This is a genomic window from Nonomuraea jabiensis, assembly GCF_014204795.1.
GTDB classification, from domain to species: Bacteria; Actinomycetota; Actinomycetes; order Streptosporangiales; family Streptosporangiaceae; genus Nonomuraea; species Nonomuraea jabiensis.
Genome location: NZ_JACHMB010000001.1, coordinates 1841869 through 1857399, shown reverse-complemented (window position 1 = coordinate 1857399; position 15531 = coordinate 1841869). Strand labels below are relative to the sequence as shown.

Annotated in this window: 13 protein-coding genes and 1 pseudogene; 9 read left to right on the top strand and 5 right to left on the bottom strand. The window is 69.0% G+C overall.

What is annotated here, in order from left to right:
- The first annotated feature begins 37 nt into the window (after positions 1-37).
- Together rsmA and HD596_RS07980 are read left to right on the top strand one after the other, a co-directional pair.
- A complete protein-coding gene (gene rsmA, locus HD596_RS07985; RefSeq protein WP_185068654.1) occupies positions 38-898 on the top strand; it encodes a 16S rRNA (adenine(1518)-N(6)/adenine(1519)-N(6))-dimethyltransferase RsmA in 861 nt (286 codons plus the stop codon).
- Positions 899-1953: 1055 nt separating this feature from the next.
- Complete coding sequence (locus HD596_RS07980) at positions 1954-2325, top strand: NlpC/P60 family protein (RefSeq protein ID WP_185068653.1); 372 nt, start codon at positions 1954-1956, stop codon at positions 2323-2325.
- Here the strand turns inward: HD596_RS07980 and HD596_RS07975 are convergent.
- The gene (locus HD596_RS07975) at positions 2298-2459 is read right to left on the bottom strand and encodes a hypothetical protein (protein ID WP_185068652.1); all 162 of its coding nucleotides are present in this window, start codon (positions 2457-2459) and stop codon (positions 2298-2300) included. The genes HD596_RS07980 and HD596_RS07975 overlap by 28 nt on opposite strands.
- 239 nt (positions 2460-2698) lie before the next feature.
- Here HD596_RS07975 and tnpA point away from each other — a divergent pair.
- Positions 2699-3054: pseudogene (gene tnpA, locus HD596_RS07970) on the top strand (IS200/IS605 family transposase).
- Complete coding sequence (locus HD596_RS07965; protein WP_185068651.1) at positions 3048-4331, top strand: RNA-guided endonuclease InsQ/TnpB family protein; 1284 nt, start codon at positions 3048-3050, stop codon at positions 4329-4331. Before tnpA ends, HD596_RS07965 begins: the two are co-directional and overlap by 7 nt.
- 351 nt (positions 4332-4682) lie before the next feature.
- Here the strand turns inward: HD596_RS07965 and HD596_RS07960 are convergent, their stop codons facing one another.
- On the bottom strand, positions 4683-5585 hold the full coding sequence (locus HD596_RS07960) for a 4-(cytidine 5'-diphospho)-2-C-methyl-D-erythritol kinase (protein ID WP_185068650.1): 903 nt from the start codon (positions 5583-5585) through the stop codon (positions 4683-4685).
- 418 nt (positions 5586-6003) lie between these two features.
- On the opposite strand from HD596_RS07960, the gene HD596_RS07955 reads away from it, so the two are divergent.
- Complete coding sequence (locus HD596_RS07955) at positions 6004-7854, top strand: ABC-F family ATP-binding cassette domain-containing protein (protein ID WP_185068649.1); 1851 nt, start codon at positions 6004-6006, stop codon at positions 7852-7854.
- A gap of 270 nt (positions 7855-8124) precedes the next feature.
- Here the strand turns inward: HD596_RS07955 and HD596_RS07950 are convergent, their stop codons facing one another.
- The gene (locus HD596_RS07950) at positions 8125-8631 is read right to left on the bottom strand and encodes a MarR family winged helix-turn-helix transcriptional regulator (RefSeq protein WP_185068648.1); all 507 of its coding nucleotides are present in this window, start codon (positions 8629-8631) and stop codon (positions 8125-8127) included.
- 69 nt (positions 8632-8700) lie between these two features.
- Between HD596_RS07950 and HD596_RS07945 the strand changes: the two genes are divergently transcribed.
- The 4 genes from HD596_RS07945 to HD596_RS07930 are packed head-to-tail and all read left to right on the top strand — an operon-like array spanning position 8701 to position 12497.
- Complete coding sequence (locus tag HD596_RS07945) at positions 8701-9459, top strand: trans-aconitate 2-methyltransferase (protein ID WP_185068647.1); 759 nt, start codon at positions 8701-8703, stop codon at positions 9457-9459.
- Positions 9456-9794 carry a VOC family protein gene (locus tag HD596_RS07940; RefSeq protein ID WP_185068646.1) on the top strand — a complete coding sequence of 113 codons (339 nt, stop codon included), beginning with the start codon at positions 9456-9458 and terminating at the stop codon, positions 9792-9794. Before HD596_RS07945 ends, HD596_RS07940 begins: the two co-directional genes overlap by 4 nt.
- Positions 9795-9834: 40 nt before the next feature.
- Positions 9835-11325 carry a CYTH and CHAD domain-containing protein gene (locus HD596_RS07935; RefSeq protein ID WP_221519224.1) on the top strand — a complete coding sequence of 497 codons (1491 nt, stop codon included), beginning with the start codon at positions 9835-9837 and terminating at the stop codon, positions 11323-11325.
- Positions 11322-12497, top strand: coding sequence for a cytochrome P450 (locus HD596_RS07930; protein ID WP_185068645.1), 1176 nt, complete (start codon positions 11322-11324; stop codon positions 12495-12497). The genes HD596_RS07935 and HD596_RS07930 overlap by 4 nt, the downstream gene beginning before the upstream one ends.
- 13 nt (positions 12498-12510) lie before the next feature.
- Here the strand turns inward: HD596_RS07930 and HD596_RS07925 are convergent, their stop codons facing one another.
- Together HD596_RS07925 and HD596_RS07920 are read right to left on the bottom strand one after the other, a co-directional pair.
- Entirely contained in the window at positions 12511-13341 is an 831-nt protein-coding gene (locus HD596_RS07925; RefSeq protein ID WP_185068644.1) for an NUDIX hydrolase, read from the bottom strand.
- The gene (locus tag HD596_RS07920; protein ID WP_185068643.1) at positions 13334-15394 is read right to left on the bottom strand and encodes an RNA degradosome polyphosphate kinase; all 2061 of its coding nucleotides are present in this window, start codon (positions 15392-15394) and stop codon (positions 13334-13336) included. The genes HD596_RS07925 and HD596_RS07920 overlap by 8 nt, the downstream gene beginning before the upstream one ends.
- Positions 15395-15531 lie beyond the last annotated feature (137 nt).

Genomic DNA, 15531 nt, shown 5'->3' with positions numbered 1-15531 from the left:
TCCTTTGGTCTCCCCAAGCGCCATCGATGGTTCTTCGATGCGAGAGACTGGTTGGATGATGAGGCTGTTGGGCCCTGCAGAAATACGTATTTTGGCGGACAAGCTAGATCTTCGTCCGACAAAGAAGCTAGGCCAGAACTTCGTGATCGACGCAGGGACCGTCCGGCGCATCGTCCGCGTGGCCGATCTTTCGGAGAACGACGTGGTCATCGAGGTGGGGCCGGGCCTCGGCTCGCTCACCCTCGCCCTCCTGCCCTCCGCCGCGCACGTGGTGGCGGTCGAGATCGACCCGGTGCTGGCGGGCCAGCTCCCCCTCACGGTGGCAGACCGCGGCGGGCTCGACAAGCTCACGGTCGTGCACGCGGACGCCATGAAGATCACCCCGGACGATCTGTCCGGATTCACCCCCACCGCCCTCGTCGCCAACCTCCCCTACAACGTGGCCGTCCCGGTGGTGCTCCACCTTCTCGAGGTCCTGCCGTCCCTGCGCAAGGGCCTGGTCATGGTCCAATCGGAGGTCGCCGACCGCCTCGCCGCCGGCCCCGGCTCGAAGGTGTACGGGGTGCCGTCGGTCAAGGCCGCCTGGTACGCGGACGTACGCCGCGCCGGCCCGGTCGGCCGTACCGTCTTCTGGCCCGTCCCCAACGTCGATTCCGGCCTCGTGTCCTTGGTCCGCCGCGAGCCCCCCACGACGAGCGCGTCACGCGAGGAGGTCTTCGCGGTGGTGGACGCCGCCTTCGCCCAGCGCAGAAAGACCCTACGCGCGGCCCTGGCGGGTTGGGCGGGCAGCGCGGCCCAGGCGGAGGAGGCACTGAGGGCGGCCGGCGTGGACCCCTCGGCCCGCGGCGAGCAACTGGACATCACATCCTTCGCCCGCATAGCCGAACAAAAGCCCTGACCCCACCCCGAGCCGTCCACCCCGAGCTGTCCACCCCGAGCCGTCCATCCGAGCCCCCACCCAGCCCACCCCCCGAACCGGCACCCCAACTAACCGTTCCGGCTAAGTGCCCTGCCCCACCCTCCCGGTCGGCACCCAACCAGCCCTCCGGGGGTGCTCCGCCCCGCCCCTTCCCTACTGGCGCCCTAACCCACGCTTCCGTCCGGCGCCCTAACCCACGCTTCCGTCCTGCGCCCACTCTCCCCGTCGGCGCGGACCCACCCTGGCCGGTGCCCCCTCCTGGTCGGCCCCAAGCAGCCCTCCCGGCCCGTGTCCGAACCCTCCCCGGCCAGCAGCTCCCTCCCGGCCGGCACTCCAACTCACCCTTCCGTCGGCCTTCCGTCCGGCACCCCGATCCACCTCTCGGCCGATACCCCAACTCACCCTTCCAGGCCGACGCCCAACCAGCCCTTCCGGACCCCGGTCGCCCGCTTCCGGTCGTGCCGGACGCCGCCCCCTCCGGGCGTGCCCCCGCGCCGGCTCAACGGTCCTTGTCCACAGCCCAAACCACCCAGTCTCCCGCTTTCCACAGAACCGCGTTCGGCCCAACCCCACCTCCCGCCACCGAATAATCCTGGCCTCCACAACCACCACCCGGTCAGGAGGCCACCATGATCACCCTCCCCACCTTCCTCAGGCTCACCCTCGGCGGCATCCTCTTCGGCGGGCTCATCACAGTCCTGACCCCCCTCCCGACCTCCGCCCAAGCCGCAGCGACCCGGCCCCAACGCAGGGCCCTGGCCACCCTCCCAACCTTCACCCAAACCACGGCGACCCGGCCCCAACCCAAGACCCTGACCACCCTCCCAACCTCCGCCCATGCCATGGCGACCCCACCCCAACCCAGAACCCTGACCATCAACCCCGAAGCCGAGCCCCTTCAACGCACCTCAGCAGCGAGCACCACGAATCCCACAACCAGACTCGATCGGTTCGACTCACTCCTACACACCCCCGGCCGCAGGATCACCACCCTCACAAGAGGCCAGATCGCCGCCTCAGCCGCCCTGGACCAATTGGGAGTCTCCTTCTCCTGGGGCGGCGGCTCAGCGAAAGGCCCCACCATCGGCATTGGAAGGGGCGCCGGCACAAGAGGCTTCGACTGCAGCGGCCTGACCCTCTACGCCTGGTCGAAGGCCGGCATCACCCTCGCCCACTACACCGGCGCCCAGTTCCGCCAGGGCCGCAGGATCCCGTTCCGTGCGAGACGTACAGGCGACCTGCTCTTCTTCGGCGGCGGCACGGGCGACCCGACCCACGTGGCCCTGTTCCTCCGGGACGGCCTCATGATCCACGCCCCCAGAACCGGCGACGTGGTCAGAAAGACCAACTTCCTGGCCTCGCCGTACTTCCGTTCCGTCTACCGCGGCGTCGTACGGCCAGGCTGAGCACAGACCTTCACCAGCTCTCCGACCAGCCCGGAGAGCAACTCCTGATCTTCCTGCCTGGCCAGCTCGTACTCCGTGAGCCCCAACCCCGCCACCTCGAACCGCTCGGCAACAGCGGCGACGAGCGCGAGCAACTGATCAAACTGCAGCCCACCCGGCGTAGGACACCCACACTCCGGAAGACCAGAGGATCTAGCGCATCGAGATCGATCGGAGATCTAGGGCGCGGACCCCTGGCTTCAGCCATGGGGGTAAGCCCTTCTGTCCGAATCTTTGAGCGGTAGATAGATCAACTCCGTATATTGATCCAGGTGGCTGTGACCTTGCGTCAACAGTTACGCACGAACAGCAACATCGCCAGTGCGCCTTTCACATGATGTGGTGCCCAAATACCGCGGGCGGGTGCCGGACGGACGGATCGAGGCACGACTGAAAGAGCTGATCAGCGAGGTGATCGAGGAGAAGGGGGGCATGTCTGATGGAGATGGAGGTCATGCCCGACCACGTTCACCTGCTGGTCGAGGCGGACCCGCAGTCCGAGATCCACAAGCTGGTCAAGGCCACCAAAGGCCGCTCTTCCCGCGTCCTGCGTCAGGAGTTCCCGAGCTTGATGTTGAAACTTCCGATGCTGTGGATCAACTCTTGCTTCGTGGCCACCGTGGGCGGGCGCCTTTGGATGTGGTCAAGCGGTACGTCGAGAACCAGGGAACCGGTGATCGCGGATGCTGACCGGACGTAAGTACCGCTTGGACCTGGCCCCTGGTCAGGCAGAGTTCGCCGAGCGGATCGGCGGCGTCTGCCGCAGTGTGTGGAACACCGCCCTGGAGCAGCGCCGCGCCTACCGCCGTCGGGACGCGTGGATCGGTTACCACGAGCAGGCCCGCCAGCTCGCCGAAGCCAAGCAGGAATTTCCGTGGCTGACAGAGGTGCCCGGCCACTGCCTTCAGCAGACGCTCCTCGATCTGGACCGGGCGTGTAGTCGGCACGGGACCTGGAAGGTCCGCTGGAGATCCAAGGCCAGGACGCGGCCGTCGTTCCGGTTCCCCGAGGGCGCCAAGATCGCCATCGAGCGGCTCAACCGGCGCTGGGCACGGGCGAAACTTCCCAAGCTCGGCTGGGTCCGCTTCCGCATCACCCGCCCGCTCGGCGGCAGGGTCAAGAACGCCACTGTCAGCCGGGACGGCACGCACTGGTATGTCAGTTTCCTCGTTGAAGACGGCGTGGTAACGCCGGAGCGGCACGACAAGGCGGGCAGCGCGGTCGGTATCGACCGAGGTGTGGCCAAGGTCGTCACCCGCTCGGACGGCATCTTCCACCACCAGGTGTTCGCCCGCGAGCGGGAGGTCGAACACGCCGCCACGCTCCAGCGTCGCCTGGCCCGCACCCGTAAGGGCTCTACCCGGCGCAGGCACGCCGCCGGTAAGCTCGGCAAGGCGCTGGCGAAGGTGCGGCGTCGCCGCGCTGACTTCGCCACCAAGACCGCCCACACCCTGGCCACGAGTTTCGAGCTGGTCGTGTTCGAGGCCCTGGCGACCAAGAACATGACCGCCGCCGTGGCGCCCAAGCCGGACCCCGGACAGCAGGGTGCGTTCCTGGCCAACGGGGCTGCGAGCAAGTCCGGCCTGAACCGGTCCATCCTGGACAAAGGCTGGCACCGGATCGAGTTGGCCACCCGCAGCAAGGCCCGTTACACGGGCACCTGCGTGATCACCGTGAACCCGGCGTACACCAGCCAGACGTGCAACGTGTGCATGATGGTGGATCGGAAGTCCCGCCAGAGCCAAGCGGTCTTCCGGTGTACCTCGTGCGGACATACCGAGCACGCCGACGTGAACGCCGCCAAGAACATCCTCACCGCCGGGAGGGCGGAGCACGCACGACCCAGACCGGGTGTGCGGGCTGGGGCGCGCAAACCACGCAACCGTGTGGGCCGGAAGGCGAACCGCCAAGCAACAGCAGCTCAGGGCCACGCTACGGCGAGCCCCGAGCTGGCTGAAATCCCCTGACCTTAGTCGTGGGGAGCGCTTCAAATGAACGTAGACCACAGGCTCCCCGCCCCTCAATGCCGTCACCCTGAGCGTCCCAGCACCACAGCCCTCGATCGCCGCGACCAGCCCCGCGCCGTCCACCACCGGAAGATGCCGGACCCCGTGCTCCTCGACAAAGGCGGCCTCACCTGAATCGAGGTCCCGCACTCCCATAAGCACGATCCGCCCAGGCGCCACCGGCTCCCGCGCCACCAGCCCCCTCGGGCCCTTCCCCGGTGAGCGCCCGCAGCACCATCCCGTGATAGGCCCCGGTCAGGGCGGTGTCCTGGACGAGACAGTGGGCGCCGACACTACGCGGGAGGACAGGAATCAGACCAGGGTGGCACCCTGGACCGGGCCGTGGGCGGCTACGGCCGTGTGCGCGGCGCCGGTAGTGGTCAGGCTGAGGGCGAGGTCGCGGGCGTGAAGGGCGTCGATGGCCAGGAAGGCGCACGTCGGACCCGACCCCGAGACGATCGCCCCCAGGGCCCCGTGCTGGCGGCCGGCGTCCAGCGTCGGCGCGAGTTCCGGCCTCAGGCTGAGCGCGGCCGACTGGAGGTCGTTGCTCAGATGGGCGCCCAGGGAGTACGCGTCGCCGGTGCCCAGCGCCTCCATCAGGGAGTCGTTCAGCTGAGGCCAGGGCACCTCGGCCCCTTCGGCCGCCCTGAGACGGTCGCACTCGGCGTAGACGCTGGGCGTGGAGAGCCCACCTTCGGCCAGCGCGAACACCCAATGGAACGTGCCCCCGGTCGGCACCTCGCTCAGCTGCTCACCGCGACCGGTGCCGACCGCCGTGCCCCCGAGCAGGGAGAACGGGACGTCGCTGCCGAGGTCTCCGGCGATCTCCATGAGGTCTTCGAACGGCAGCCCCAGACCCCACAGCTCGTTGCAGGCCACCAGCGCGCCGGCCGCGTCGGCGCTGCCGCCCGCCATCCCGCCCGCCACGGGGATGTCCTTCTGGATGATCAGGTCGGCGCCGTAGGTGCGACCCGCATGCTTGGCAAGCGCCCGGGCGGCCCTCATCGCCAGGTTGCTCTCGTCGGTCGGCACCTGGTCGGACCATTTCCCGTTCACCGCCACGGTGATCGACTCGGACTCCTTGGCCACCACCTCATCGAAGATCGATACCGCGTGGAAGACGTTGACCAGGTCGTGGTAGCCATCTTCCCTGAGCGGGCCGACAGAAAGCTGTACGTTGACCTTCGCAGGCACACGTACGGTCACCGAACTCATCGATCTTCTGCCACTCTCATCGCTTGCCGGGGTCAAGGACACTCGATGTTATCCACGCCCGCCGCCCTGACATGCGGTTCTCGAAAGATGACCTCGGGAACGCCCAACTCATCACCACGCAGAGTCAAGTTCGTAGACATTTGCCCCAGATCCTCATGCGCAAGCAAGAGTCCTTCCACGTGGCGTATGGCTCGTGAGCCGGTCGTGCGTCCGTGTGGCGTATGGCTTGTGAGCCGGTCGTGCGTCCGTGTGGCGTATGGCTTGTGAGCCGGTCGTGCGTCCGTGTGGCGTATGGCTTGTGAGCCGGTCGTGCGTCCGTGTGGTTGGGCAAGTGTGCCGTTGGGCGTCACGAGGAGGGGCGGAGGCGCGCAAATCGCCGGGCGTTGGGTGGGCGGGGAGCCGATACCCTGGGGAGGTCATGAATCTGGTCAATCTTGAGTCGGTTTCCCATGCTTACGGGCCCAAGCCGCTCCTCAGCGACGTATCCCTGGGCGTCGAGGCGGGCGAGCGCATCGGTGTTGTCGGGCGTAACGGGGGCGGGAAGACGACCCTCCTGTCCGTGATCGCGGGAGCGGTGCGGCCCGACAAGGGGCGGGTCACGCACAACCGGGGCCTGCGCGTGGGGTTCCTGTCGCAGCAGGACACCCTCGACGCCGGCGCCGCCGTACGCGAGATCGTCCTCGGCGAGCGGGCCGAGCACGAGTGGGCGGGGGATCAGGGCGTACGCGAGATCCTCACCAACCTGATCGGCGATCTCGACCTCGACGCCAGGGTCGGAGATCTGTCCGGTGGGGAGCGCAGGCGTACGGCGCTGGCGCGGCTGCTCATCGACGACCATGACCTGATCATGCTCGACGAGCCCACGAACCACCTGGACATCGAGGCCATCGCCTGGCTGGCCGGGCATCTGGCGGCCAGGAAGAGCGCGCTGGTGGCCGTGACGCACGACCGGTGGTTCCTCGACGCCGTGTCGAGCCGTACGTGGGAGGTCGTGGACGGGCGGGTCGAGCGGTACGAGGGCGGCTATGCCGCTTACGTGCTCGCGAAGGCCGAACGGGCGCGGATCGCGCAGGCCGCCGAGGAGCGCCGCCAGAACCTCATGCGCAAGGAGATCGCCTGGCTGCGCCGCGGTCCGCCTGCCCGCACGTCCAAGCCGAAGTTCCGCATCGAGGCCGCCCAGGCCCTGATCGCGAACGAGCCGCCGCCGCGCGAGACCGTCGAGCTGATGAAGTTCGCCGCGGCCCGCCTCGGCAAGACCGTTTACGACCTCGAGGACGTCACCCTGCACGCCGGCGGGCCGGGCAGCGGGCCGCTGGTGCTCGACGATCTCACGTGGCAGTTCGGCCCGGGGGACCGCATCGGGCTGATCGGGGTGAACGGCTCCGGCAAGTCGTCGGTGCTGCGCCTGCTCGCCGGCACGGTGGTGCCCGACTCCGGGCGCGTGATCAAGGGCAAGACGGTACGCCTCGCGCACCTGTCCCAGGAGCTGGCCGAGCTCGATCCGACGCGGCGGGTGCTGGAGACGGTGGAGGAGGTACGCAAGTACCTCCAGGTCGGCAAGCGGGAGTGGACGGCCTCTCAACTGCTCGAACGCCTGGGCTTCAGGGGCGAGGCGCAGTGGAAGGTCGTCGGCGACCTGTCCGGTGGTGAGCGGCGGCGGCTGCAGCTGCTCAGGCTCCTCATGGACGACCCCAACGTCCTGCTGCTCGACGAGCCCACCAACGACCTCGACATCGAGACGCTCAACGAGCTCGAGGACCTGCTGGACGCCTGGCCGGGCACGCTGGTCCTGGTGAGCCATGACCGCTACTTCCTGGAGCGGGTGACCGATCGCTGCGTGGCGCTGCTCGGCGACGGCAAGCTCTCGCTGCTGCCCGGCGGGGTGGACGAATACCTCGAACGCCGCGCGGCCGGCACGGCCCTGACCGCCCGTGTCGGCACCTCGGCCAACTCCACGGTCGCGCAGACGCCCAGTGCCGCCGCCGCATCGGGTGGCGTCGCGGGTACGTCCACGTCCGACGAGGCGAACGGCGGGCTGCCGGGGCTGTCGGCCAAGGAGGAGCGCGAGCTGCGCAAGGAGCTCAACCGCCTGGAACGCCAGCTCGACAAGCTGAGCGACCAGGAGTCCCGCCTCCACGCGGCCATGGCCGATGCGGCCAGCGACTACGAGAAGCTGGGCTCCCTCGACGCCCAGCTGCGCGAGATCACCACCCAGAAGGACGCGATCGAAGCGGAGTGGCTGGAGGTGGCCGACCGCTTGGGCGACTGAGGCCCCGCGTCCCTGGGGCGCGGTGGCTGACCGCTTGGGGCGGCCGATCGCTTGGGGTGGTCGGTCGCTTGAGTGGCTGAGGCTTCGCGTCCCGTGAGGTGGCGTGACGCGAGGTGGGCGAGGCTGCGGGGCTTGTGCGGCGGGGTGGCTTGGCCGGACGCCTCGGTGATGCCGCCTGGGCGATTGGGGGGTTTGCGTCTGCTGCGTGATGTGGCTGACCGCTTGGGTGGCTGGACGGCTCGGTGAGTGAGGCTTGGCGTCACCCCCGGGCTAGTGGGGGGAGTCGAAGGGGGCGAGGAGGGTGCGGAGGAGGCTGGAGAGGGTGCGCTGATCGTCGGGGCCGAGGCCGGACAGGAGTTCGTGTTCCCGCCGCAACAAGTCAGAAAAGGCAGCGTCCACGCGGGCGAGACCCGGGTCCGTCAAGGACACCAGGACGCCACGCCGGTCCTCCGGGTCGGGCCGGCGGCGCACCAGGCCGGCCTGGGCGAGCCGGTCGATGCGGTTGGTCATCGTCCCCGACGTGACGAGCGTGGCCCGCAGCAGGGCGCCGGGGCTGAGTTCGTACGGCTTGCCGGCCCGTCGCAGCGCCGTCAGGACGTCGAACTCCCAGGGCTCCAGGTCGTGCTCCGCGAACGCCGCCCGCCTGGCCCGGTCGAGATGCTTGGCCAATCGTGACACCCTAGAGAGCACCTGGAGCGGCTCGACGTCGAGGTCGGGGCGCTCCGCGCGCCAAGCCGCGACGAGGCGGTCGACCTCGTCTCTAGCATCCTCCGTCATGACACAAGAGTGTACTGTCTTGACATCGAGATATCTCTCTCGATATCAATTATCTTCATGTCAAGAGATATGTGGGACCCGGTAACGTACGCCGTCTACGCCGACGAGCGGTCGCGGCCGTTCATCGAGCTGATCTCCAGGGTGGGGGCGGTCGAGCCCGATTATGTCGTGGACGCGGGCTGCGGCAGTGGCGAACTCACCGTTGAGCTGGCCAATCGCTGGCCCCGCGCGACCGTGGAGGGCTACGACTCCTCGCCCGCGATGATCACCAAGGCCCGCGGGCTGGAGTCCAGGGTGCGGTTCGCGGTGGCGGACGTGGCCACGTGGCGGCCCGACCGGCCGATGGACGTGATCGTCTCGAACGCCGTCCTGCAGTGGGTGCCGGAGCATCGCGAGGTGCTGGAGCACTGGGTCGAGGATCTGGCTCCGGGGGGCTGGCTGGCGTTCCAGGTGCCGGGCAACTTCAGCGCGCCCAGCCACGTGGCCATCCGCGAGCTGTGCGCCTCCCGTGCCTGGTCCGACAGGCTCGACGGCGTTCTCCGGGCGCACCCGGTCGACGACCCCATCGACTATCTGGATCTGCTCAACCACGGCGGTTCGCAGGTGGACGCGTGGGAGACGACCTACATGCACGTGCTCCAGGGCGAGAACCCGGTGCTCGACTGGGTCTCCGGCACCGCCCTGCGCCCGGTCTTCGACCGGCTCGACCCGGACGAGCAGCGGCGGTTCAAGCAGGACCTCGCCGCGTCGCTCGCCGAGGCGTACCCGGCCAGGAGCTATGGGACCCCCTTCCCGTTCCGGCGGATCTTCGTGGTGATGCAGAAATGATCAGAGCGCTGCACCACGTCCAGCTCGCCGCGCCCAGGGGCAGCGAACCTGAGCTGAGGCGTTTCTACGAGGGTGTGCTGGGGCTGCGGGAGGTCCCCAAGCCGCCGGAGCTGGCCAAACGCGGTGGGGTATGGTTCAGGGGCGAGGGTGTGGAGGTCCACCTCGGCATCGAGGACGACTTCAGGCCCGCGCGCAAGGCGCATCCCGCCTTCCTGGTGGACGACCTCGACGTGTACGCCCCCGGCACGGAGCCCGACCTGCTCTTCCCCGGCTACCGGCGGACCTATCTCTCGGACCCCGTCGGCAACAGAATCGAGCTCCTGCAGGTCGTGTGATGTTCACCTCAGAGTGGCATGATGTTCCGAAATCGGACTCTTGCGAGGTGTAGTGGGCATCGAGATCGAGGACAAATTTGACGTTCCTCCCGACTACGCGATTCCGGACCTGAGCCGTGTGGCCGAGGTCATAGGGCCGAAGAGCTTTCAGCTGGTGGCTCTCTATTACGACACCGCCGACCTGCGGCTGGCCGCCCGAGGCGTCACGCTCAGGCGGCGACGAGGCGGCGACGACGCCGGCTGGCATCTGAAACTTCCCAAGGCCAAGGGCGTGCGGCAGGAGATCACCCGCCCCCTCACCCGCAGCACCAAGATCGTGCCCGAGGAGCTGGCCGAGCTCGTCCGCGCCTACACCCGCGGCGCCCCGCTCGTGCCGGTCGCCGAGCTGGACACCCGCAGGAGCGTGACCGTCCTGCTCGACGACGGCGTCAAGCTCGTGGAGGTCGCCGACGACCGCGTCAAGGGCACCGTGTTCGGGGCGGAGCCCACGGTCGTACGGTGGCGCGAGGTCGAGGCCGAGCTGCTCGCCCCCGACCGCCAGGCCGTCCTCGCCAAGGTCGGCAAGCGCCTCAGGAAGGCCGGCGCGACGCCCTCGGCGGCCACCAGCAAGCTCGCCAAACTGCTCGAACCCACCCCGCTCCCCAAGGCCCCCACCGAGCCGGGCACGGCGGGCGAGATCGTCGTCGCCTACCTGGCGGGGCAGGTCAACGCTCTGCTCGCGCAGGATCCCCGCGTACGCAGGGCCGAGGACGACGCCGTGCACCAGATGCGCGTGGCCGCCCGCAGGATGCGCAGCGCGCTCAAGGCGTTCAAGAGCGTCGTCGCGGACACCGCCCAGGTGCAGGACGAGCTGCGCTGGCTGGGCAACGTGCTCGGCGAGGCCCGCGACCTGGAGGTGATCAGGGCCAGGTTCGCCAAGGAGCTGGCGAGGCTGGAGCCCGAGCTGGTCCACGGCCCCATCCAGGCCCGGCTCGGCAAGGATCTGCACGAACGCGAGCAGGAGGCGTACGGTCGCATCAAGGAGACACTCAGCGGCGAGCGCTACTACATCCTCCTCAACGCGCTCGATCAGCTCGTCTCCCACCCGAAGCTGGCGAAGGCGGCGGCCAAGCCCGCCCAGGAGAAGCTCAGCACCATCGCGGCGGCCGGCTGGAACCGGGTGACGAAGGCCTACGAAACCGCTCAGGCCATAGAAGACCCAGAACGTCGTGAAATAGCCATGCACGACGTGCGCAAGGCCGCCAAACGCGCTCGCTACACCGCCGAAGCGCTCCAACCCACCCTCGGCGCGAACATGGGCAAGCTGGCCAAGCTCTCCGAGAACGTCCAGGAAATCCTGGGAACGCACCAGGACGGCGTGGTGGCGCAGGAGACGCTGGCGAAGGAGGCCGAGAGCGCCCGCCAGGCGGGCGAGGACACGTTCACGTACGGCGTGCTCATCGGCATCGAGCGCAGCGCGGCCGAGCGGGCGTACGCGGAGTTCCCCAGAGTCTGGGCAGAGACGGTCGGGGCGGTTATGAAGGTTCTATGAGGAACCTTCCTACCATCCCCTTCGAGCGCGGCAGCGTGCTGGAGGTGCCCGCCGCGTACCGCGACCTGCGGGCCGAAGCGGGCATCGCGAAGGTACGCACCCGGACGGGCGACGAGGTCTGGCTGGTCAGTGGCTACGAAGACGCGCGCAGCCTGTTCAACGACCCCCGGCTCGGGCGTTCGCATCCCGAGCCGGACAAGGCCGCCAGGCTGTCGGGATCGGCCATACTCGGCGGCCCCCAGGGCGACTTCGCCACGGAGAAGGCCGAGCACGACCGCATGCGCAGGCTGTTCATGCCGTCCTTCTCGGCCCGCCGGATGAAGGCGCTCAGCGACGACGTCGGCACTCTCGTGGACGAGCGGCTCGACCACCTGGCCAAGCTGACGCCGCCCATCGATCTGCACGCCGAGTTCTCCTTCCCGCTGCCCGTGCTGGTCATCTGCCGGCTCCTCGGCGTGCCGTACGAGGACAGGGAGTACTTCGGGGGCGTGTCGTTCCGCTTGGGCGACATGCTGGACCTGGAGAAGGGCCAGGCGGCGCGCGACGAGCTGAGCGCGTACATGGCCGGGCTCATCGAGCGCAAGCGGCGCGAGCCGGCCGAGGACGTGCTGTCCGACCTGGCGAAGGAGCTGGACGACGACGGGAGTATCGCCGAGCTCGCCGGCGGGCTGCTGTTCGCCGGCCACGAGACCACGGTCAACCGCATCGACTTCGGCGTGCTGCTCCTGCTCGCCAACCCCGGCCAGCGCGACCTGCTCATCGCCGACCCGGGGCTGGCGCCCGGCGCGGTCGAGGAGATCCTGCGGATGGCCACGCCGAGCCTGCACGGCCTGCCCAGGTACGCCCACGAGGACATCGAGATCGGCGGCCACACGATCCGCCGGGGCGAGGCCGTGGTGCTCACCCCGGGCGCGGCCAACCGGGATGAGCGGATCTATCCGGATCCGGATGTGTTCGACATCCGCCGTCCGCAGACCGACCCGCATCTGAGCTTCGGGTACGGCCCGCGCTTCTGCATCGGCGCCAGCCTGGCCAGGGTCGAGCTGGTGGCGGTGTTCAGCCGGCTGTTCCAGCGCTTCCCCACCCTGCGGACGGCCGTACCCGTCGAGGAGCTGCCACGCAGCGAGGGCAGGATCGCCGACGGCTTCGCGAAGCTGCCGGTCACCTGGTGAGCGGCGCGGGCGGTCAGGCCGGGTAGCGCTCGACGCTGACGACCTGCCCGCCCGCCCGCTGCAGCACGGCGAACGCGCCCTTGCGCAGGTGCACGTCCTTTCCGCTCAACGTCCTGATCAGGTCGGGGAGCACCTTGCGGTGGCTGCACAGGGCCGCGGGCACGGTGATCTCCCTGACCATGGCGGGCGTCTTGCGCGGGTCCTGCCCCTCCTCGCTGAGGAGGGGCTCCAGCTTGAGCTCGGCCCCGTACGGCTCCAGGGTCTGGACGCATCGGGCACTGGGGGAGCTGATCAGCAGCTCGGGCCGGTAGGCGGGCAGCGCGGTGGCCAGGTGCGCCGCCTGCGACCGGCCGTCGTCGTCGAGCGGGCGCTGCTCGTCGTCGCCCTGCCACTCGTTCCTGGAGCCGGCCGAGCCGTGCCGTACGAGGACGAGGGGCACGGTATCGAGCGGCGCGGCCCTCAGCGCGCGCAGCAGCCCCACATCCCATTCGTACGTCAGCAGCCGCCTGGCCTCCTCCAAGGGCAGCCAGCGCAGCTCGTCCACCTCTTCGCCGGGGGAGAACCCGTCGTCGGCCGCCACCCGCGCGGCCCAGTAGTCGACCCGCTTGAGCTGCCCGGAGCTGAGGTAGTGGACAGGTGGCAGCGCGCGGCCGAGCAGCACGGTCAGCCCGGTCTCCTCCCGCACCTCGCGCAGGGCGGCGGCGATCACGTGCTCGCCGGCCTTCAGCTTGCCCTTGGGGAAGGTCCAGTCGTGATAGGTCGGGCGGTGGATGACCGCAACCTCGGGGCTGCTCTCCTCGCCCCTCCAGACCACGGCTCCTGCGGCGCGGAGCGGGTCAGTCATCAACGGTCCTCCAGCGGCGCATGCCGATGAGATGGCTCTGCAGGTCCTCGCCCTGGTGGCGGGCCCACGTGCCGTCGGAGTTCAGCACCCACGCGTCCGAGGTCTCGGCCATGGCCAGGTCCATCAGCTCGATGAGGTACGCCTTGTGCTGCGGTGCGGTCACCTTGACCAGGGCCTCGACGCGGCGGTCGAGGTTCCTGCGCATGAGGTCGGCGCTGCCGATCCAGACCTCGGGCCGGCGGCCCAGGCCGAACTCGTACACGCGGGAGTGCTCAAGGAAGCGCCCCAAGACCGACCTTACGCGGATATTTTCGGACAAGTCTGGAATGCCGGGGCGGAGGCTGCAGATGCCCCGCACCCACAGGTCCACCGGGACGCCCGCCCTGGACGCCCGGTAGAGGGCGTCGATGATCGGCTCGTCCACCAGGGAGTTCGTCTTGATCCTGATCCGCGCAGGCCGCCCCGCCTCCTGGTGGGCGATCTCCCGCTCGATCCTGGCCAGCAGCCCGCTGCGCATCGAGTGGGGCGCGACCAGCAGCCGCCGGTAGGCGGAGTGGTTGGAGTAGCCGGTCAGATGGATGAACAGGTCCGTCACGTCCTCGCCGACCAGCGGGTCGGCCGTGAGCAGGCCGAAGTCCTCGTACTGCCGGGCGGTCTTGGGGTTGTAGTTGCCGGTGCCGATGTGGCAGTAGCGGCGCAGCTCGCCCGAGGCCTCCTGGCGGACCACCAGCGCGAGCTTGCAGTGGGTCTTCAGCCCGACCACGCCGTAGACGACGTGGCAGCCGGCCCGCTCCAGCTTGCGTGCCCAGGAGATGTTGGCGTGCTCGTCGAAGCGGGCCTTGATCTCCACGACCACGACGACCTGCTTGCCCGCCTCGGCCGCGTCGATCAGCGCGTCCACGATGGGGGACTCGCCGCTCGTGCGGTAGAGGGTCTGCTTGATCGCCAGGACCCTGGGGTCGGCCGCGGCCACCTCGATGAAGCGCTGCACGCTGGTGGCGAACGAGTCGTACGGGTGGTGCAGCAGCACGTCGCGCTCGCGCAGGATCGAGAAGAGGTCGTCCTCGGCGCTGATCACCTCGGCGGGCACGAACGGCCGGTAGCTCAGCTCGCCCCGGTCCAGATCGGCGATGGCGTGCAGGCCCGACAGGTCGAGCGGCCCGGGCAGCCGGTAGATCTCGTGCGGCGCCAGCTCCAGCTCCTCGATCAGCGGCGCCAGCACCTCCGGGGTGATCGTGTCCTCGACCTCGAGCCGCACGGGCGGGCCGAACCGCCGCTTGAGCAGCTCCTTCTCCAGGGCCTGCATGAGGTTCTCGGTGACGTCCTCGTCGACGTCGAGGTCCTCGTTCCTGGTGACGCGGAAGACGTGGTGCTGGAGGATCTCCATGCCCTTGAAGAGCTGCCCCAGATGGGCCGCGATGACATCCTCAAGGGGGACGAACCGGTCCTTCGAGGCCTGCACGAACCGCGGTAGCTGCGACGGCACCTTGACCCGCGCGAAAACCGTGTGGTCGGTCGCCGGGTTCCGCACCAGGACCGCGAGGTTCAGGCTGAGCCCGGAGATGTAGGGGAAGGGGTGCGCGGGGTCCACGGCCAGCGGCGTCAGCACGGGCCTGATCCGCTCCCTGAAGAGCTTGCGCAGCTCCGTACGCTCCTCGCGGCCCAGCTCGTCCCACCTGACGATCTCGATGCCCTCGCTGGCCAGCTGAGGGCAGATGTGGTGGTGGAAGGCCTCGGCGTGCCGCCGAGCCAGATCGTCGGCGATCGTGGCGATCCTGGCCAGCTCCTCGCGGGGCTTCAACCCGCTCTTGGTACGCAGCAGCAGGCCCGTGGCCATGCGCCGTTTCAGACCCGCGACCCGTACGCGGAAGAACTCGTCGAGGTTGCTGGCGAAGATGGCCAGGAAGCGCACCCGCTCCAGGAGAGGGGTCGATGGGTCTTCGGCCAGATCGAGGACGCGCTCGTTGAACTGGAGCCAGCTCTCTTCACGATTGAGAAACCGCTCCTGAGGCAGGGGCAGGTCGTTGGCGGGTTGGAACGGTTCCGCGGACATATCGCCTATATTGCCCCGATTGGTTGAACAGAACGTTAACGCGGTCGCAACGGCTTATCCCGGAAAGTCAACCACGCTCCACCCAATGGTCACTCAAGACATCCCCCCTGTTCAAGGCACCGCGGGACCGTCTTCGC

Coding starts and splice junctions, on each gene's coding strand:
- rsmA (WP_185068654.1), top strand. CDS start 38: ATGCGAGAGACTGGTTGGATGATGAGGCTGTTGGGCCCTGCAGAAATA.
- HD596_RS07965 (WP_185068651.1), top strand. CDS start 3,048: ATGCTGACCGGACGTAAGTACCGCTTGGACCTGGCCCCTGGTCAGGCA.
- HD596_RS07960 (WP_185068650.1), bottom strand. CDS start 5,585: ATGAGTTCGGTGACCGTACGTGTGCCTGCGAAGGTCAACGTACAGCTT.
- HD596_RS07955 (WP_185068649.1), top strand. CDS start 6,004: ATGAATCTGGTCAATCTTGAGTCGGTTTCCCATGCTTACGGGCCCAAG.
- HD596_RS07950 (WP_185068648.1), bottom strand. CDS start 8,631: ATGACGGAGGATGCTAGAGACGAGGTCGACCGCCTCGTCGCGGCTTGG.
- HD596_RS07945 (WP_185068647.1), top strand. CDS start 8,701: ATGTGGGACCCGGTAACGTACGCCGTCTACGCCGACGAGCGGTCGCGG.
- HD596_RS07940 (WP_185068646.1), top strand. CDS start 9,456: ATGATCAGAGCGCTGCACCACGTCCAGCTCGCCGCGCCCAGGGGCAGC.
- HD596_RS07930 (WP_185068645.1), top strand. CDS start 11,322: ATGAGGAACCTTCCTACCATCCCCTTCGAGCGCGGCAGCGTGCTGGAG.
- HD596_RS07925 (WP_185068644.1), bottom strand. CDS start 13,341: ATGACTGACCCGCTCCGCGCCGCAGGAGCCGTGGTCTGGAGGGGCGAG.
- HD596_RS07920 (WP_185068643.1), bottom strand. CDS start 15,394: ATGTCCGCGGAACCGTTCCAACCCGCCAACGACCTGCCCCTGCCTCAG.